This is a genomic window from Haloarcula montana (genome assembly GCF_035666295.1).
GTDB lineage: Archaea > Halobacteriota > Halobacteria > Halobacteriales > Haloarculaceae > Haloarcula > Haloarcula montana.
Genome location: NZ_CP142027.1, coordinates 945,373 through 961,962 on the forward strand (window position 1 = coordinate 945,373; position 16,590 = coordinate 961,962).

Annotated in this window: 19 protein-coding genes and 1 pseudogene; 12 read left to right on the forward strand and 8 right to left on the reverse strand. The window is 59.2% G+C overall.

What is annotated here, in order from left to right; translation table 11 throughout:
• Positions 1–7 precede the first annotated feature (7 nt).
• Positions 8–169, forward strand: a pseudogene (locus VJ109_RS04935) (IS200/IS605 family accessory protein TnpB-related protein); the annotation flags it as partial.
• 73 nt (positions 170–242) lie between these two features.
• Here VJ109_RS04935 and VJ109_RS04940 read toward each other — a convergent pair.
• Positions 243–596, reverse strand: coding sequence for a type II toxin-antitoxin system PemK/MazF family toxin (locus tag VJ109_RS04940; RefSeq protein WP_324759491.1), 354 nt, complete (start codon positions 594–596; stop codon positions 243–245).
• Complete coding sequence (locus tag VJ109_RS04945; protein ID WP_324759493.1) at positions 593–829, reverse strand: hypothetical protein; 237 nt, start codon at positions 827–829, stop codon at positions 593–595. Before VJ109_RS04945 ends, VJ109_RS04940 begins: the two co-directional genes overlap by 4 nt.
• Before the next feature lie 81 nt (positions 830–910).
• Here VJ109_RS04945 and VJ109_RS04950 point away from each other — a divergent pair, with 81 nt between their 5' ends.
• On the forward strand, positions 911–1,204 hold the full coding sequence (locus VJ109_RS04950) for a hypothetical protein (protein WP_324759495.1): 294 nt from the start codon (positions 911–913) through the stop codon (positions 1,202–1,204).
• A gap of 635 nt (positions 1,205–1,839) precedes the next feature.
• On the opposite strand, the gene VJ109_RS04955 is transcribed toward VJ109_RS04950, so the two are convergent.
• Positions 1,840–5,511, reverse strand: coding sequence for an ATP-binding protein (locus tag VJ109_RS04955; RefSeq protein WP_324759497.1), 3,672 nt, complete (start codon positions 5,509–5,511; stop codon positions 1,840–1,842).
• Between the two features lie 594 nt (positions 5,512–6,105).
• Between VJ109_RS04955 and VJ109_RS04960 the strand changes: the two genes are divergently transcribed.
• Positions 6,106–6,957, forward strand: coding sequence for a DNA-binding protein (locus VJ109_RS04960; protein WP_324759499.1), 852 nt, complete (start codon positions 6,106–6,108; stop codon positions 6,955–6,957).
• Between the two features lie 234 nt (positions 6,958–7,191).
• Here VJ109_RS04960 and VJ109_RS04965 read toward each other — a convergent pair whose 3' ends face one another.
• The 4 genes from VJ109_RS04965 to VJ109_RS04980 form a co-directional block, all read right to left on the reverse strand.
• Positions 7,192–7,335, reverse strand: coding sequence for a hypothetical protein (locus VJ109_RS04965; protein WP_324759501.1), 144 nt, complete (start codon positions 7,333–7,335; stop codon positions 7,192–7,194).
• A 299-nt stretch (positions 7,336–7,634) separates the two neighbouring features.
• Positions 7,635–8,894, reverse strand: a complete 1,260-nt coding sequence (locus tag VJ109_RS04970) for an RNA-guided endonuclease InsQ/TnpB family protein (protein ID WP_324759503.1) — start codon at positions 8,892–8,894, stop codon at positions 7,635–7,637.
• A complete protein-coding gene (gene tnpA / locus VJ109_RS04975) occupies positions 8,891–9,280 on the reverse strand; it encodes an IS200/IS605 family transposase (RefSeq protein WP_324759505.1) in 390 nt (129 codons plus the stop codon). The genes VJ109_RS04970 and tnpA overlap by 4 nt, the downstream gene beginning before the upstream one ends.
• A gap of 297 nt (positions 9,281–9,577) precedes the next feature.
• Positions 9,578–9,982 carry a MarR family transcriptional regulator gene (locus tag VJ109_RS04980; protein WP_324759507.1) on the reverse strand — a complete coding sequence of 135 codons (405 nt, stop codon included), beginning with the start codon at positions 9,980–9,982 and terminating at the stop codon, positions 9,578–9,580.
• A 176-nt stretch (positions 9,983–10,158) separates the two neighbouring features.
• Here VJ109_RS04980 and VJ109_RS04985 point away from each other — a divergent pair, with 176 nt between their 5' ends.
• The 4 genes from VJ109_RS04985 (at position 10,159) to VJ109_RS05000 (ending at position 12,592) form a co-directional block, all read left to right on the forward strand.
• A complete protein-coding gene (locus VJ109_RS04985; protein WP_324759510.1) occupies positions 10,159–11,097 on the forward strand; it encodes a transcription initiation factor IIB in 939 nt (312 codons plus the stop codon).
• A gap of 274 nt (positions 11,098–11,371) precedes the next feature.
• The gene (locus tag VJ109_RS04990; protein ID WP_324759513.1) at positions 11,372–11,638 is read left to right on the forward strand and encodes an AbrB/MazE/SpoVT family DNA-binding domain-containing protein; all 267 of its coding nucleotides are present in this window, start codon (positions 11,372–11,374) and stop codon (positions 11,636–11,638) included.
• Positions 11,639–11,641: 3 nt separating this feature from the next.
• Entirely contained in the window at positions 11,642–12,001 is a 360-nt protein-coding gene (locus tag VJ109_RS04995) for a type II toxin-antitoxin system PemK/MazF family toxin (protein ID WP_276179742.1), read from the forward strand.
• A 159-nt stretch (positions 12,002–12,160) separates the two neighbouring features.
• A complete protein-coding gene (locus tag VJ109_RS05000) occupies positions 12,161–12,592 on the forward strand; it encodes a nucleotidyltransferase family protein (RefSeq protein ID WP_276179740.1) in 432 nt (143 codons plus the stop codon).
• Positions 12,593–12,671: 79 nt separating this feature from the next.
• Here VJ109_RS05000 and VJ109_RS05005 read toward each other — a convergent pair whose 3' ends face one another.
• The gene (locus VJ109_RS05005; RefSeq protein WP_324759516.1) at positions 12,672–12,953 is read right to left on the reverse strand and encodes a type II toxin-antitoxin system HicB family antitoxin; all 282 of its coding nucleotides are present in this window, start codon (positions 12,951–12,953) and stop codon (positions 12,672–12,674) included.
• A 122-nt stretch (positions 12,954–13,075) separates the two neighbouring features.
• Between VJ109_RS05005 and VJ109_RS05010 the strand changes: the two genes are divergently transcribed.
• The 5 genes from VJ109_RS05010 (at position 13,076) to VJ109_RS05030 (ending at position 16,517) form a co-directional block, all read left to right on the forward strand.
• Positions 13,076–13,471 (forward strand): SWIM zinc finger family protein, encoded by a 396-nt coding sequence (locus VJ109_RS05010; protein WP_324759518.1) that lies wholly within the window; start codon positions 13,076–13,078, stop codon positions 13,469–13,471.
• A 70-nt stretch (positions 13,472–13,541) separates the two neighbouring features.
• Complete coding sequence (locus VJ109_RS05015; protein ID WP_276179736.1) at positions 13,542–13,817, forward strand: DUF433 domain-containing protein; 276 nt, start codon at positions 13,542–13,544, stop codon at positions 13,815–13,817.
• A complete protein-coding gene (locus VJ109_RS05020) occupies positions 13,817–14,182 on the forward strand; it encodes a DUF5615 family PIN-like protein (protein WP_276179734.1) in 366 nt (121 codons plus the stop codon). Before VJ109_RS05015 ends, VJ109_RS05020 begins: the two co-directional genes overlap by 1 nt.
• 541 nt (positions 14,183–14,723) lie before the next feature.
• On the forward strand, positions 14,724–15,077 hold the full coding sequence (locus VJ109_RS05025) for an SWIM zinc finger family protein (protein ID WP_324759521.1): 354 nt from the start codon (positions 14,724–14,726) through the stop codon (positions 15,075–15,077).
• 189 nt (positions 15,078–15,266) lie between these two features.
• Positions 15,267–16,517 (forward strand): RNA-guided endonuclease InsQ/TnpB family protein, encoded by a 1,251-nt coding sequence (locus VJ109_RS05030; protein WP_324759523.1) that lies wholly within the window; start codon positions 15,267–15,269, stop codon positions 16,515–16,517.
• Positions 16,518–16,590 lie beyond the last annotated feature (73 nt).

A 16,590-nucleotide genomic window follows, 5' to 3' on the forward strand; every position in this document is an offset into this window, starting at 1 on the left:
CGTCGTTTTCCAGACCCATCAGAACGCCCTCACCGATATTGTCGAGAAGGCGTCTCGGCTGTCCGTCGAATACGCTCAACAATTCGAGAAGCCGGTTCTGGTGATAGAAGACCTGTCGTACATCCGCGAGTCGCTGGACTGCGGCGGATTCATGAACCGGCGACTGCACACATGACAGTAGTTGAGACTGGCTGTCTCAATGCATACGGTCCTGCCACCGATTTGCCCAAAGGGTCTCCCGATCAGTCGAGTCCGAGGCTCAATTTGAGCGCCTCGTCGATCTTTCCCATTGTCGAGTCGTCGAGACTGCCAGCCACCGAATGGATACGCTTCTCGACAGACACGACTCGAATTTGATCGAGCCGCACCGAAGAATCTTTCTCGAACGGTGAGTCCGACGCTTCCACGAGTACCTCGAAGGGATAGCCGCTGTACGTTCCCGTCGCCGGTGCCACGATAGTGGTGTTTGAGTTCTTGTTTCCGACATCGTTCTGGACTACCACCGCGGGCCGTGTTTTCCGCATTTCGTGCCCCTCGGCAGGATCGAGCCGAACGATAACGACATCACCACGTCGAATCTCGGTGTCCTCGCTCATTCATCAAGTCCCGACCACGCCTCGTCCGAAGCCCCTCCCCACTCGTCGGCAAGCTCACTGGCGCTTTCCGACGCCTCACGATACGCGGCAGCTAGTTCCTCCTCGTCAGGAGTCTCGGACGCAACCTCGACGACAGCCACTGTGACGCGCTTGTTCGCGTACTCAGTGCCGAGATACACCCGTCCCCGGTCGTCGGTCTCGGTCGTCTGGAGTTTGTCGGCGTCAACTTTCATCTCATAACCCACTATTGCCCACGCCCATATTAGTCTTGCCCACCATTACCCATTTTCCACAGACACCCATATCACTGACTGATGGCATTAACGGAGTCGTCCTGCCGAGCTATTTTTCCCGCTGTCGCCCAGACACCCCACAACGAGTGGCCGGCCTATGACTCGACACAATTGTACGATCGCAGTTCGCTTGCCGCACTCAGAGAGGATATTCACACCGTCGCAAGGGAATGGTTCGATCACGACGCTCACGAGTCGGTCGACCAGTTCGTCTGCCACTACCCGCTAGAGTACGTCGAGTTCGACCCCCACGACCGCTACACTGACTCAATGCAAGATGGAATAGCGGTAGTTTGCTGGGCGAGCCGAATCTGAATCCCCCCGTTAGTGCATGAGTCGCGCTGTCGCATAACCGGGATCGCTCTAACTCGCTCAGAGGGCGCTATAGGAGCGTCAACTACCGCAACGTTAGCAGGTTCTCCCGCTAGAGAAAAGAAGATCGGACTGTATCGAACCTAGACTGTCGTGGAATCGGGTTGCCTGGACAGTAACTGCAGAGACTGAGGCTACTGGCCAGGTACCAGGGGGATACACAGAAAAACGATCGGCTATTGGGAGAACTACCACGACACTGGACTATTCCAAGGATAGCAAAACCCAAAGACGGTGCCAAGGTTGGGGACGCGGTTTGCAACACACATCTGGTAACCATCATAAGAACGGAACGTGCTGTAGCCAGGACGATCTACCGAGACAGGTGTATCGGGGCTGCAACGCTCTCTACGGGGGTATCCGGCCTCGACAGGGGTGTCGATCAGTAGGCACCGCGCAGCGATACCCACACGTTCTAGTCACAGTCCAGATCCACTGATTCCTCATTGGCGGGGATTCCATCCAAGGTTGGCTCACACAGAGAATCTGCAGGGAGATCACCACGACAGAACTGATTCCGCGAGCCGTCCAAGGAATCGACACCAGCGTGGCGCAACGGCCTCAGTCGTGGGACTGATCTAAGCGCGATCGACCATATCCCGGACTTGCTCCAGCGTGTACATCGCCGTACAGCCGGGTGTATCCAGACGAAACTCACTGGCTGGCGTGCTCTGGGCGTAGGTCTTCTCGATACGGGGGGCACCGTCCAGCGGGTCGTTGAGCGCGCCGAGGACGCGGTGAGCTTCGGAGTGCGACATGGTCACCCAGATCGCTTCATCGGGGTCACAGGCAGCCATCTTGTCGAAGTCTTCGGGGACAGCACGCCGAAGGTCGTGGTTGACGCGCTCTGCTTCGAGGGTGACGACGATGCGACCATCCTCGTCGAGGCCGACGGCGTCGATCCGGTGGCGGTCGTACTCGCTCGCAGCGTCTTTCAGTTCGCCCGCGTCGGTCCCCATCGCACTGGCAGCGGGGACAGCTGTGGTATCGCGTTCGTCGAGTTCGAAGTAGGGAACGACCGTGACGACCGGTGACTCCGGATCGTCCACATACGTCGTCTCCAGATAGCGGCGGCCGACTTCGACGGCGACGACGTGCTGGCTGGTCTCCTCGAGGTCGCCCTTGCCGTGGCCGTAATCGATGCCCTTGCGGTAGTGCTCGCCGATGGTGCCGCGACCCTCGGGCGTGACGGTGTAGAGTCGGTGGGGGCGGTCCGTATCGTGTGAGAGCAGCCCCGCGTCCAGAAGGTCCTGTATCGCCTCGCTCTCGACATCGAGGTACTCCTGCAGGCGGAGCATGCTGTCGTGGACGATGTCGTACTCGATGTCGTCGTAGCGGAGTTGCTGAGCGTTGTATACCGCCTGGAGGAACATGAGCTGTCTATCGGCGAATTCGGCGTCGGCACGCTCCTCAGCAGTGAGCTTCAGATTAACCTCACAGATGGGGATATCGTCACGGTCGACGGTATCCAGGTCTGAACAGCACTCGATTGCCCGCCGCATCCCCGAGCTGTCTGGGTCGTAGCGACTCTCGCATTCACGACAGGCCAGTCCATGGATATCGTCGTCGTAGCTGACGGTCGGCGGCAGCCGGTTCGTATACGGCAGGGCGCTGTCGACGCGGTCGGGTGTCTCCTCGGCTTGCGCTTCCTCGTCAACTGAACTGGGCTCGATGAGGCCGAGTGCCGCCGTGGTTTTGAGCCGGCGCTGCCCTTGCTGGACGGCAGTACCGAACCCAGGTCGTCGTGGCGTCCGTGGCGCTGCAGGATGGCCTCGTGGTGGCGTGAGCGAGCGAACTAGAAAGGGGTGAGGTTCGTCGGTATCGAACGCTGCTGGGAGGGAGACGAGCCACTCGCCACGCCGGAGTGCACGCAATCGAGTGGCGACCGCGGCGGGGTCCATCTCATCGGTGGAGAGCCGCTTCGCGAGGCGCTCGTCGACGGCGACGTTGCCCGAAACGATGGTCGAGACGTTGTTCAGGACCTCCAGGTAGGCCCGCTGGCTTCGCTCGCGGAGCTGTGCCGGGAACTGCATCGCGAGCGTGACGCCACAGCCGAAGCTGCGAGCCTGCGAGAGCAACTCCGAGAGTAGTGACGAGTCGGCGACGCTCGCTGCCTCTTCGATGTAGAGGTTGACCAGTGGCAGGGACTCCTCCTCGGAGGGTTCAGCCTGGGGCACTTCGGCCGAGGTATCTGGACTCATCTCTGCATTGGTCTGCGCTCGCCGTTTCAGCGCGGACCAGAGGTTCGAGAGGACGAGTAGCGTCAGGGCTCGCTGGGACTCGCTGCGGAGGCCGCCCATATCGAAGATGACGACGACGTCCTCATTCAGATAGTCCACGAGGTCGAACTGTGGCTCGTCGGTCGGTTCGCCATCCGTTGTCATCTCGGGGACGTGATTGAAGATACGGGCGAGACGCGGATCGACGGGGATCTTCTCGACGCGGTTCGCCACGCCCTGCATTATCTCGTCGAACGTGCGGGCACGGTTCGCGACGACGCCGGCGAGCATCCGTTCAAGGTCGCCATCGGAGACCGGCGGTGCGCTGGATCGGTCGTGCATCTCCTGGATCGCACCGTGGAGGTCCCGGTGGCTGAAGGCGTCCGCACCGCTGACCGGGTCGAACATAGCCTTGACCATGTATCGGATGATGTCCGGCGAGCGGACTGCCTGCTCGAAGCGCTCACGGCCCATCAGCTGACTGAGTATCTCGACGTAGTGGTCGACGCGGTCCTCGACGGCCGCCGTCCGGTCGATACCTCGATCGAGTTCGTCGCGAATATCGAAAAACGAGAAGGCGGGAAGAAGCTCTGTACAGTCGAAGTACAGCACGTTCTCCAGCGTCCCGAAGCGCTCGTAGTGAATGCGGAGATACTCCAGGGGCATGCCGTCACCTTTCCCGTCGATGAGTATATCCGCGCCGTCGGTCGCGACGTGGTTTTCGAGGAGCGCGCTCTCCAGGGCAGTCGACTTTCCTGATCCGGTCTTGCCGAACCAGGCGACGTGAAGTGACTGGAGTGAGGGCGGCAACGAGACCGGCCGTGGTGTCGGTTTGCTGTCGCCCGTCAGTGGCTGGCCGATGGGTAGTCCGGGGGAGTGGTACCGGCGAAGCGTCGTCGCCGGTGGGAGCGAGAGGGGCTGGCGTTCGACGGGCGTCGAGTCGACGAGGCGTCGCCCCGACGCGGTCAGGGCTGCCCCGTCGAGCAGACAGAAGTTTCCGACCTCGCGGGCGTCGGCGACGAGGCACGGATGATTCCGTCCAGCTATCCCGAGGCGGCTGGTGAGCCCTGTTTCGTCGCGGAAAGAGGCGTCGCGGACGGCAACTTCCAGTCGATCCCGTGCGCTCCCGGTCCGGAGCACTCCCGTAATCTCGTAGGTCGTCTGAGAGACCTGCGTGAACGCTGTCGTGAGATCCTGTGCGAGCGTCGTCGGCGTCTGGTGGTCCACGTTCGCTGGGACCGCCCCGACGAGTGCGCGGGCGTTCATGTCGAAGGAGTAGCGTGGCTCGCGCTCGTCGAGTTCGGCGAGTCTTCGCTCGTCCGGCCTGGGAAGTTCCAGGCCGCCCTCGTCGTCGGGCGGGCCAAAGAGCGTATTCGCGATCTTTCCGCCCAGTGTGTCCGTCCCGGTTTCGAGGGCCAGGCGGCGTTCCTCGCGCTGGAGCGACCAGTCGGGCCGAGCACGAACGAGGACCTGAACGACGATCGGTGCGGTACTGGTGGCGATCGTCTCGACGATTCCCGCGAGTGGGATACGGGCTGTCTCGGCGTCGTAGTGCGCTTCGAAGGGAGTGAGCATCGTCTGCCAGTCTTTCCGGTTGGCTGGACAGCGGCGAACGTACTCGACGCCAACAGGCGGCTGCGTCTCTCCCTGTGCGGATGCAGTCCGAATCGGTTCGAGGAGGATCTCGCGTCGCAGCTGGACTCGTTCGAACCGGTAGCTATCGGGAAAGAGCCCGCGGAGGAGGCGTTCGAGTGGGTCGATCGTGTCCGGTCGATCCGTCCGAACGTAGTAGGTCAGCCGCTGGTCAGTCCCGACGAGCAGCCACTCGATTGTCGGAGCGGCTGTCATCTCGAAGAGCGATGAGAACCACGATGTTTCGGACTGTATGTCGAGCCGGTGCAAGCGCCGGAACTGTGTCTCGACCACCGATGGATCAAGCGGATCGAGTGCTGGCTGAATTCGGAGATACGTATCGGAATCCTCGGCCGTGACCGGGAGGTCGGGTGCTGTCGGGGTGGCGGCGTCTCCCATCGATGAACGACTACTCCACGTCATGTGACAGCATAAATACTACTGTGGATGGAGCTCTGGAGTGGGTATTGCGTGGGACCGATAATGATACTTTGAAGTATCATACTTCAGAATACAATTATCCAGAGTACACAACCTGAATCGGTTGGCAGGGTTTTGGCTAGGAGAATTCGGACTCCAGCAGCCAGAAAGCCCCCGCGTTCTCGGCTCCCGCGGCTCGCTGCGCTCCAGTAGGTGCTTGCGGCGCCGGGGTTCGCCGAGAACGCGGCCCCTTTCAGCCCCACCCATAGCCAGTTGTATAGCCGGCAGTGAGCGTGGCTTCCTGACTGTGCAGAATCAACCCTCTTGGGTAAGACTGGAACAAGAATCCCAGAACAAATGTCACGGCCCACCCCGCTCGCCCAGCCAACGCTCGGCCGGGCTGGCCGGGCGCGCGGTGCTGGTAGGGTAGTTCTCGACGGCGCGCGCTGGCCGCGCCCTCCGGGCGCATGAAGGCGCGGCCAGCGCGCGAGAGCCTGTCGCGAGACGATGAGCCACGGCTGGAGAGTCGTGGAAAGCGGTGAAGACGCTGAGTGGGCGCCTTCGGAGATAGCAATGAGTACTGAGAACTCGATTCGATATGAAGTTTCGCACGACGAACAAGCAGCAGACGGGAAAGAGACCCCCAGAGGGGAACAGGTGGAACTCCGACCGTCGGTGGTCCAGGAGCGACAGGCGACGGTGGACACGAACCACTTCGAAGCGTGTGGGCGAGGACTGACCCTGGAGGCAGAAGAACGACTGGCAGCACGCGAGGCGGAGATCGAGCGGACGCGACGCCGGTGGGACCACAGACAGGACTCGGATCGGGAGGTGCGGACGAGAACGCGTGTCGAGGCCGGACAGCAAGCACGGCGACAGGCGTTCGGTAAGCGTGCAGCGAGCGTGGACCCGTGGGTGGACCCAGAGAGGGGTGACCCCCGAGCAGAGATGGCACAAGCGGAGTTAGCAGCAGTGAACGAACAGGCAGCGAGAATCAGCAGGCGTGTCAGGACGGGGGCGACTCCGGCGGCACTCTCGAAACGGCTGGCTCGGCGGCTGGCAGACGGCGCGGATCTCGTGGATGCATCGGTAGCAGTCACCGAAACGGAGTGGCTCGCACCGGGGACCGTCGTTCCGATCGGGAAACTGGACGAAGTGAACCGGCAAGAGGTGTGCATCGAGGGGCGAATCGCGACACTCTGGAAGCCGAGTACGCGGGCCATCTCACAGGTGGGACTGATCGAAGACGAGTCCGGGACGACGAAGTTCACGGTCTGGCGGGCGTCAAACCAGCCACGGGTTCGGGACGGCAAGCGCGTCAGATTCCGGTCGGTCGCGACGAGTTGGTACGAAGGACGCATCTCGGTGGCGCTGACGGGCTGGAGTCGCATCGAGTTCCCGGAGCGTGAACGGGCGAAGAGATAGGCGGAACCGTCTCTCTTTTTTTGACGCCAGTTCCTCCCCAGCCGTCGTCCTCGCTGCGCTCGGACGCCCCTCGCACGCGGTCACGGCCCACTGGCCGTTCCACACGCGCGCCATGAAGACACCAGGTAGTCCACCGCGTGTTTGGCTGTCTCAGCCGAGATTTCATCCTCCGTTTCCTACCGCTGGTTGGGTTTTCACTTCGAGTCGGTGTGACGGCCAGCTTCGTCGTCTTTCTCAGTCGTCACCGTCTTCGGTCTCCTCCAGATTGTCTCGCCACGATCCCCATACCTCACGGTATTTTCGGAGTTCCCGGTACTCCATCTTCCACTTGAACGTATCGATGGCACAGGGTACCTTCTTGTGTTGTGTCTCAGTCACGGGATAAGAGAGATTAGCGACTTTTTCAGCAACCTTCGTCCATCCTCTGTAAGTTCACCGCTTGCCTTTCCATTCATGATTGATCCTGGTGGAATCGTATACAGTGCCCACGGCATTAGGTAGGAAGTGTTACTGAATGAGATATCGTTGAGATGCTCGTCTTTGAGTTCGGGTGTGGTTTGCTGGTATTTCCCGGCACTGGTCCCGACACACATCACCGTACATTGACCTCCTCCTCCGCGTTCACGCGGAGGAATCCCACCACGGGATTTCAGGCCGAGTGTAGCGGCCTGTTGGTTTCAAGACGCATTCGTTCCAAGCGTCGTCTGCTGGTTTTCAGCATCGGCTTGACTGTCTTGTGGCCCGGTCAAAGAGGCCCCATCCGTAGCCGAGTCATCGTCACCGGCCTTCTGCCGGGAAGTCCGGTCGCTTCGGCGGTGACTCTCTCCACTACGGTAGCGGTCTGCAATGTTTATCGCCCCGTTCACATCGGCCTGATACTCTCCAACCCAACAGCTGTCGTTCGAGCATCGGAATGTCGCCTGTCGTGGCCGGTAGCCATGTTCACCGCAGGCGTGACACGCCTTCGACGTGTTCTGGGGATTCACCGTCTCGACGGGAATCCCCTTCTCGGCGGCTTTGTAGCGAATCTGTGCGTGGAGCTTCGCAAAGCCCCATCCGTGCAACCGTCGATTCATGTACTCGCCGTAGTCCATGTTCTCGCGGATGTACGTTAGGTCTTCCAGCACCAGTACCGGATTCTCGACAGACTCGGCGTATGCCACGACCTCACGGGTCACACGGTGGAACACATCGTCAATCTGGTCCCACAGTGCGTCACCGTAGGACTCTGCGATTCGCTCACTGCCGCGCTTCTGAAGGCGTCTCTTGGCGGTGAAGTAGGTTTTGCGGAGCCGACGAACGGCCTTGCCGTCGTCGACCCACAGTCGGGGGCGAACAGGAGAACCGCTCTCGTCGGGGTGACACACCGTGACGAGACTCGCTTCTCCAATGTCCACGCCTATCGGCGTCCGCTCGTCGGCGGACGCCTCAGATTCGTCCTCCACGTCGCGGGTAACGGTGATGTGGAGATACCACGTTCCGTCCCGCTCGAACAGCCGACTTTCACCCATCTCGGCGTCGTCTGCGTACACCGCTTCGAGCCAATCCCGCTGTTCGGGATTGGCGCGTGCCGGCATCCAGAGGTGGTAATCCTCGTGGTGCGGGATTTTGACGTACCACTCGATAGCGTTCTGTGGCTGGTGGTCAAGTTGCAGTCCCTCGTTGGTGAACCGCACCGGGTGGTCGTTGTGAAGCTCGGTGGCGTCGTAGCTGTTCCCACAGAGTTGAGGGACGTACTTCTTGAGGACGTTTTTCGCGTAGCCGCTCAGGTCGTACTCAACAACAACGTCGTTGGCCGCTGACTGTGTGTCACAGCCAGCGGCGAACGCCTCTTGAAGCGCCTGCTGGTACGCCTCCCGTGTCTCACGAAGCTTCTGTCGCTTGTGGACGTTCGGGTCCACAAGCTTCAGTTCGAGCGTTTTCGTGAGTTCGGTCACGCTTCAGCCTCCTTGTGTCGGTTGATGTAGTTCTCGACAGTTTCGCTGGAGACGTGCCCGGCTGTTCCGGCGTAGTAGCCGCGTTCCCACCGTATTTTCTCGCCGTCGTGGTCGGCGTGGCGGTGGTTGTACTTCCGCGAGGAAATGCCCTTGAACCAGTTGGCGAGCAATGCGGGACTGTGTTTAGGCGGGCTACCGACGAACAGGTGAACGTGATCGGGCTGAACAGTCAGGTTTTGAATGTCCAAGCTTTTCTCGTCGGCAATTTCGTGGAGGATGGATTCCACACGATCGGCAACCTCTTCCGTCAGTACCGCGTTGCGGTACTTCGGGAGCCACACTATGTGGTAGTTAAGATTGTATGTTGCGTGCCGTGTGGTCTTCATCCGTGTTTCACACTATAGTCATGTCATAGCAAATATCTTGTGGAAACAGTGGGAAATTCAGCCCTGCAATAGAACGGTGGACTGTCACACTATGCTGTCCGCTCGACCCTCGCCTGTTCGATCCTCGGTTCCGACAGAGCGTCGGAACACTCGTCACTCACGGGAAGGCGGGGGTATGCGCTCGTATCTCTATCAGTTGCACTGAACGGGTGTGTCTCGTGGGCCAAGATGATAACTGGCCTCTGAGAGTGGGCATCGGTTGGGTCCTGTGCCCAGCAAACATCCCCCGCTGATAGTTTACTCATCTACGCCGTCTTCTAGCTCTGCGAGTTCTGCGTCAAGTTCCTCGTCGGTGCGATCCTCACCGATTTTTGTTTCGGGTTCTTCGGGTTGGGCATCCGTATCGCGGTGGTGACCGAACATCCGGTGTGCTTGATTCAGATTTGCGACATACCGTCGGATGTCGTCTCGTTCACCGAGGGCATGGTAGTACCCGTCGTCGGTTTTTCCGATGTAGTCCTCATCATAGAGACGTTTGAGCGTGGTTGTAGCGGTCCCTCGGGGAATATCAAGCGCTTCTTTGATTTCTTGTGGCGAGTACCCCCACTCGGGGTTTTGATACAGGTACACCACGATGTCTGACTTCGTCGTGCCTGGTCGAAGGTCTATCTCTGCGTCGTAATCTTCGAGGAGGACTGGCATAGTGTAATCAAATGTAGTCAATTGTGTCATAAAGCTGTTCCGGTGGGTCGGCATACCCACGGAAGCGACTGACTCGTTGCTACGCATCCCACAGCCCTCGGAAACGCACCGCCCGTATTTTTTGGCCCCTGACGGGTGCGGGGCCTACCCGAACAACACGGCCTTGCGTGAGTACAATGAGTACCAGAGACGTCTACGAACGCGGCTTCGACGAAGAGACCGGCCGAACGATTACCGGGACAACCTGTCCAGAGTGCCCTGGCGAGCTAGAAACAGACGGCGGAGAGACGAGTTGTCGGGCATGTGGCCTCATCGTCGACAGCTATTATCTCGATCACGGTGCAACGGCGTGGACAGACTCGGAGGCTGATCGCTCAGGAGAGCGGACCGGCCCACCGTCGACGGCGACACGCCACGACAGAGGCATCTCCTCGGAGATCGGGCGGGCGGTCGACAGCCGTGGCACCCAACTGTCCGGCAAGAAACGACGACAGCTCTCTCGGCTCCGGCGACAGCACAGCCGCGGGCGGTGGGGATCGAAAGCCGAGCGAAACCTCACCCACGGGTTGGTCGATATCGCCCGGCTGACTGCCGCACTTGATCTGCCACACTCGCTCAGAGAACAGGCCAGTGCGCTGTTCCGGCGTGCTCAGGGGGAAGACCTGCTCCGTGGGCGCTCGATCGAAGGGATGGCCGCTGGCTGTGTGTATGCCTGCTGTCGCCTCGCAGGCATCACCCGCTCGCTAGCGGAGCTAACCGAATGTGCTCACGTCTCCGAGCGCCGGGTACTGAACTGCTATCGCACACTCAACGAAACACTCGGGTTGCCGATTCCACCCCAATCTCCGCGGGAGTTCGTCGATCCAATCGCAGCCGAAATCGAGCTACCCCAGGCAGTCGTCGTCCGAGCGACCGAGTTCGCTGTGCGTGCTCACGAAACCGGGGTGAGCGCGGGGAAACATCCCGCGGGGTTCGCCGCAGCCTGCCTCCTCTCGGCAGCGACTGAGCATGGTGTGGCTGTCCAGCAAGCCGAGGTTGCGGCTGCCGCGGATGTCTGTGCGGTTACTGTGCGTAACAACCGTGAGTCAGTGCGTGAATTGGCAGCGTCAACGTAGGAGACAAGAGAGCCACAACCCCACGCAAGTACCCATTCGAATGTGGGAGCTCCTCTGTGAGTGTGTGGGTTGGTCGAACCGGTTTCCGGACCTACTGCCGGTTGAGGGCGGAGCGGAAACCCTTCCAGAACGCCAGCTCTGCTGATGCCGGATAGCCTTCGGGCAGTATATCGAACGATACGGGTTTCATTACGTTCGGTCAGACCAGACAGGGGGTCGTACTGACTGCCCGTCGCCCGAAGGGTTTACTAGTATGAATACGATATGAATACGTATGAGTGAGGGCGAACGTCGGAAAGTCGGGAAACGCGGCCAAGTGACGATCCCCAAGGAGCTCCGAGAACGGTTCGGAATCTCGGGCGGAGACGACATCGTGATCCGCGAAGAGGCCGGGAAGATCGTTATCGAACGACCAGTCACCCGTGAAGAGTTGGCTGAGGGATATCGTCAGCGTGCTCAACGGAGCCGAGAGCTCGCTGACGAACTTGCGGGGGTCTCGACGGAGGCTGACGACCACCTGGGCGATGCCCCAGAGTGGTAGCGGATGGCCACGTCTGTCCGTCGTGGAGACGTCGTTATCGTCGAACTCGACCCGACCCAGGGGTCCGAACAACGGGGAACACGTCCGTGTCTCGTCGTACAGAACGACGTCGGGAATGCAAACGCGCCAACAACGATCGTCGTTCCGTTTACCACCTCGTTCGGCGAGCAACGCTACCCGTTCGAAGTGCTCGTCCCAGCGGAGGAGTGTGCGCTCCAGGAAGACTCAGTTGCACTCTGTAGCCAGATTCGAACCATCTCTATCGAGCACCGAATCACCGAGAATCTCGGCTCGATTCCACAAGAGCGGCTGGACGAGGTCGATACCGCACTCGAGTACAGTCTCGGCCTCACCGAAATTTGACGACACAGAACATGACCCTGTTCCGAACCGATGTCCGTGAGTCGCTTGGTGAAGAATCTTCCAAATCTGACAAACGACCATCGCCAAACCCATGACGCTAGCCCCCAGACAACGACGCTCGGCGGAAATCTTTTGTGGCGAATCGGCATCATTCCACCTATGACCACCCACGGCGAGCGTTCCGGGGTTCTTGATGATCTCGCTGCGTCGCTCTGTCCGGACCCCGATATCGAGTACGTGATCGCCTTCGGTTCGCAGGTCTCGGGAGAGCCGACGGCAGCGTCCGATCTAGACCTCGCCGTCAAATTCGTCGACGCTCTCTCCGATCAAGAGCGGTTCGAGAAGTGGTGTTTCCTCTCTGGAGATCTCCAGCGTGAGGACGCCCCATTCGTCGATGTCGCCGACATTGAGACACTCCCGCTAGCAGTCGCCCATGACGCGGTCAACGGAGAGTTCGTTTGTGGTGATAAGAAAGCGTTCGAGCAATTCAGAGCCGAAATCGAGGCTGGGTTCAGCGAACACCGGAAGACGATTCACCGCCAGCAGCGAGAGACCATTGACCGTATCGCGGCGGACGGCCTGCGTGGCTGACGAACGGGTTGTGTCGGTCAAATTCGAACAGATCGAACAGTACCACGGCGAGTTGAGTGAGAAGCAAACGCCAGCACAGTTACTGGGAGAACCAGGGTGCCTCGGGTTCCCGAGGCTCGTCGGGAACCTTCTCTGGGTCGAGTCCTAAATCACGTAAATCGGCGTCCGTGACCGGCTCGCCGATCTCTCCAGTATGTAATTCGACGGCCTCGTCCAAGTTTTCCAGCGCCTCAGACCGTGTGTCACCGTGACTTGCCACACCAACTCCCTCGTCGATAGCGGACCACCGGCCATCGTCCTCTTGTACCAGGCGAATTTCACGTTGCGGGGAGTCTGAATCGCCAGGGTCGGCCTGAGCCATACACTATCGTACACGAGAGCGCAGTAAAGCACTTCGGGGTGTCACCTGCTCTTTGGCTCACCTGTGCCATTATTACGCACCCACACAGGTGCGGGCGCTCTTTTCACAGCGTCCGAAACCCAATGCATCCACTCGAACACTTGGACTTCAGCACGACCGTCGCAAAGCGCGCCCAGTACGAAGCACTCGCACTCTCGATTTTCGGGACGGATATACTAGTTCGAAACGAGAGCCATGAGACCCCCTCCGACCACGAGTACCTCGTGACAGTCGAGGACGGCCTGCCAGTGTCGTGTACCTGTCCCGCCGACGCTCGCTTCGATGGCGCTTGCAAACACCGCGTTGCCGTCGCCATCCAGCGACCACTGCTGGACGTGTTGCGATGCCAGCAGGCCGGAGAACCACCACACGCGGATAGAAGTCGGTCACGCACCGAGTTTCTGGAGAGTACAACCGAAAACGGGCTGTCGAACGGATGTTCGAAAACGCCATTCGATGCTGGAACAGCCACTCGTTAACTGTGCGCATCGAGTGTGGTCGAATCGACCGCCAGAAAGATATAACCCACGAGAGTGTCTACCGAAGCATATGAATATCGCCCGGGATGACGATGTACTCGGTGGCGAGCCACGAATCGACGGTACGCGCATCGGCGTTCGTCACGTCGCTGCACGGGTGATTGATAGAGGACAATCTCCCGCTCATGTCGCGGATCAACTGGATGTTGCTCTTGCAGACGTGTACGAGTCCCTCTCCTACTACTACGCCCACATCGACGAGATACGCGAACTCGAAGCGGAGAACGAAGCAGCGTTCGAAAGAGTGCAGGAGTTGTCACTCAAACCCAAAGAGACCGTGAAGTGATGGGGGCTCAAATCCTCCTTGACGAGCATGTCGGTCGAGTCTTCGAACGACTGCTCCGAGAGCGCAGTCACGACGTCGAACAGGCGAAAGATCGGTTCGGAGAACACACAAATGACGATGAACTGGTGATGCGGTGTGGTGAGTCTGGGACCGTCCTTGTGACCAACAATGCAAAGGATTTCGAACCATTGCACCACGAGTACGACCACGCAGGAATCTTTCTCTACCATGAGCAGACTCTTCCAGACACCGACCCGGAAGGACTTGCTCGAACCGTCGACGAGGTACTCACTCAGTATGGGATTGATGGAGTCGAAAACCAACTCGTCGATCTCGGTGAGTGGTACGAATGGCTCCACGAGTGACATTCGATCGTCGTTGCGTCTCTCATCTATACTGATCGCCTAGCCACGCATTCTGATCGAAGAATTAGAGTGTGGACGATGCGTCCTTTGTTCAGGTGACTGCGTCGTAGTTGACCGCGGCTCGTGATCGCCTCCGGTTCGCAGGTCTCGGGGTCGCCGTCCTCGCACAGTTTCCGGTTCTCCGGGCAATGACGACATTCGTTGCTGCAGTTGGTTTTCAGAACCGTTCTCGCACATGAATCGGACATTCTCCTCCGCGGTGAACGGTGGTTGCCGAATCGAACTGAGATTATTCACGCTGGATCGCGTTGGTCGAGAAATGGTTGAACAGCTGAGGGAAAACAGGTCTATGTTGCTTCTATGTTGCTGTACCAGGAGCTGGCTTCAGGTGACATCTTCCGCGCCGTGAACGAAGGGATTCTTTCGCTGAATCAAGATAGGGGCCATCTGCTACGTTCGGCCTTAGAGGAGCAAACCCTGATAGAGTGTTTTACTAAGCGCCCACACTGGTGCGGGCGCTCTTTTCTGAGCGTCCGGAACCATGCATCCACTCGAAGAACTACAGTTCAGTACGACCGTCGCAAAGCGCGCCCAGTACGAAGCACTCGCACTCTCGATTTTCGGGACGAATATACTAGTTCGAAACGAGAGCCATGCGACCCCCTCCGACCACGAATACCTCGTGACAGTCGAGGAGGGGGTGCCAGTGTCATGTACCTGTCCTGCCGATGCTCGCTTCGATGGCGCTTGCAAACACCGCGTTGCCGTCGCCATCCAGCGACCACTGCTGGACGTGTTGCGATGCCAGCAGGCCGGAGAACCACCAGGCGCGGATGGAGGTCAGTCACAGGAGCAACGGGACGAGAACCGAACACCGAAGGCGGGTCTGCCGTGAGCAGATTCGGAGTGGCCGGTCCGCACCTACGACAACGGGGACCAAACCCTATCTTTTTGCGAGGAGAGAATTCCGCCGTTTACGGCGGGAGTGAATCCGACAATTCCCTCACAGTCCACCGACTACACTCTGCCCGGATATTCAACGCTAATCCGAATCATTAAGTATATTTGTCTACATAGGCTATGTATGGCGATTCAGGTCACTCGCACCTACGTTGGTTCCATCCAGAACCACCGACAGGTCTGCGATGGCCTCGACTCGCTCGGTGATTCAGCCTCAAAAATTTGGAACGTCGCACGATGGACAGCCGACCGAATCTGGGGCGCAACCGGCGAAATCCCAGATGAGAGCGTGCTGAAATCGTATATGAAGAACCAGTCGTGCTGGAAAGACTTGAACGCACAATCCAGTCAGAAAGTCATCGAAGAACTTTCCGACGCTTTCCAGTCATGGTTCGACCTGCGACACAAGTTTGACGAGGCGAATCCGCCCGGCTACCGCAAACACGGCGACACCCGACCAAAGAGTACGGTCACGTTCAAAGCAGACGGCTTCAAACACGACCCCAAAAACAACCGTGTTCGGCTCAGTAAGGGGTCGAACCTCAAGGAGTATTGGTCGGACTTCCTGCTCTGCGAGTACCAGACCCGCCCGGACGTAGACCTCTCAGAAGTCAACTCGGTGCAGAACGTTCGAGCAGTCTGGAACGGGGACGAGTGGGAACTGCACTTCGTCTGTAAGGTCGAACTCGAAACGAACGACTCAGCAGGCGACGAAGTTGCGGGAATCGACCTCGGTATCAAGAACATCGCCACGGTCGCGTTCCCCGACGAATACGTCCTCTACCCCGGCAACTCGCTCAAAGAAGACAAGCACTACTTCAAGCGAGCCGAGTACGACACCGAGGGCGAGAACGGGCCGTCTGAGAAGTCGATGTGGGCACGCAGAAAGCTTGCAGAACGAGAAACCCACTTCTACCATACGCTCACGGACACCATCATCACAGAGTGTGTCGAACGCGATGTTGGAACGCTCGCGGTGAGTTGGCCCGAAGACGTGCGCGATTCAGACTGGGGCAAGATTGGCAACAAGAAGTTGCATAACTGGGCGTTCGACCGCATCTACCAGTACCTCGAATACAAAGGCGAGATTCGTGGCGTCGAGGTGCTGAAAGAGAACGAGTGGAACACCTCGAAGACGTGTTCACGGTGTGGAGACGACACGAAGTCGAATCGCAAGCACCGTGGGCTGTACGTGTGCCAGTCGTGTGAGTTGGTCGGGAATGCAGATTGCAACGGGGCGGAAAACATGCGTCAGAAGATAACTCCGAGTCCTCACGGTGAGGATAGGAGTAACGGCTGTGTGGCACAGCCGTCGACATACTTGTTCGACCGCGAGAGCGGGACGTTCAACACGAGAGAACAGGTCGTGTCGTAAACCAGCAAATATCCCAACCTGCGGTACGGGAAGCCTCGCCGTTTACGGCGAGGAGGATGTCACTGTACATTCG

Excerpts from the sequence above, each read along its gene's own strand:
- VJ109_RS04940 (WP_324759491.1), bottom strand. The coding sequence starts at position 596 with ATGAGCGAGGACACCGAGATTCGACGTGGTGATGTCGTTATCGTTCGG.
- VJ109_RS04945 (WP_324759493.1), bottom strand. The coding sequence starts at position 829 with ATGAAAGTTGACGCCGACAAACTCCAGACGACCGAGACCGACGACCGG.
- VJ109_RS04950 (WP_324759495.1), top strand. The coding sequence starts at position 911 with ATGGCATTAACGGAGTCGTCCTGCCGAGCTATTTTTCCCGCTGTCGCC.
- VJ109_RS04955 (WP_324759497.1), bottom strand. The coding sequence starts at position 5,511 with ATGGGAGACGCCGCCACCCCGACAGCACCCGACCTCCCGGTCACGGCC.
- VJ109_RS04960 (WP_324759499.1), top strand. The coding sequence starts at position 6,106 with ATGAGTACTGAGAACTCGATTCGATATGAAGTTTCGCACGACGAACAA.
- tnpA (WP_324759505.1), bottom strand. The coding sequence starts at position 9,280 with ATGAAGACCACACGGCACGCAACATACAATCTTAACTACCACATAGTG.
- VJ109_RS04980 (WP_324759507.1), bottom strand. The coding sequence starts at position 9,982 with ATGCCAGTCCTCCTCGAAGATTACGACGCAGAGATAGACCTTCGACCA.
- VJ109_RS04985 (WP_324759510.1), top strand. The coding sequence starts at position 10,159 with ATGAGTACCAGAGACGTCTACGAACGCGGCTTCGACGAAGAGACCGGC.
- VJ109_RS04990 (WP_324759513.1), top strand. The coding sequence starts at position 11,372 with ATGAGTGAGGGCGAACGTCGGAAAGTCGGGAAACGCGGCCAAGTGACG.
- VJ109_RS04995 (WP_276179742.1), top strand. The coding sequence starts at position 11,642 with ATGGCCACGTCTGTCCGTCGTGGAGACGTCGTTATCGTCGAACTCGAC.
- VJ109_RS05000 (WP_276179740.1), top strand. The coding sequence starts at position 12,161 with ATGACCACCCACGGCGAGCGTTCCGGGGTTCTTGATGATCTCGCTGCG.
- VJ109_RS05005 (WP_324759516.1), bottom strand. The coding sequence starts at position 12,953 with ATGGCTCAGGCCGACCCTGGCGATTCAGACTCCCCGCAACGTGAAATT.
- VJ109_RS05010 (WP_324759518.1), top strand. The coding sequence starts at position 13,076 with ATGCATCCACTCGAACACTTGGACTTCAGCACGACCGTCGCAAAGCGC.
- VJ109_RS05015 (WP_276179736.1), top strand. The coding sequence starts at position 13,542 with ATGAATATCGCCCGGGATGACGATGTACTCGGTGGCGAGCCACGAATC.
- VJ109_RS05020 (WP_276179734.1), top strand. The coding sequence starts at position 13,817 with ATGGGGGCTCAAATCCTCCTTGACGAGCATGTCGGTCGAGTCTTCGAA.
- VJ109_RS05025 (WP_324759521.1), top strand. The coding sequence starts at position 14,724 with ATGCATCCACTCGAAGAACTACAGTTCAGTACGACCGTCGCAAAGCGC.
- VJ109_RS05030 (WP_324759523.1), top strand. The coding sequence starts at position 15,267 with ATGGCGATTCAGGTCACTCGCACCTACGTTGGTTCCATCCAGAACCAC.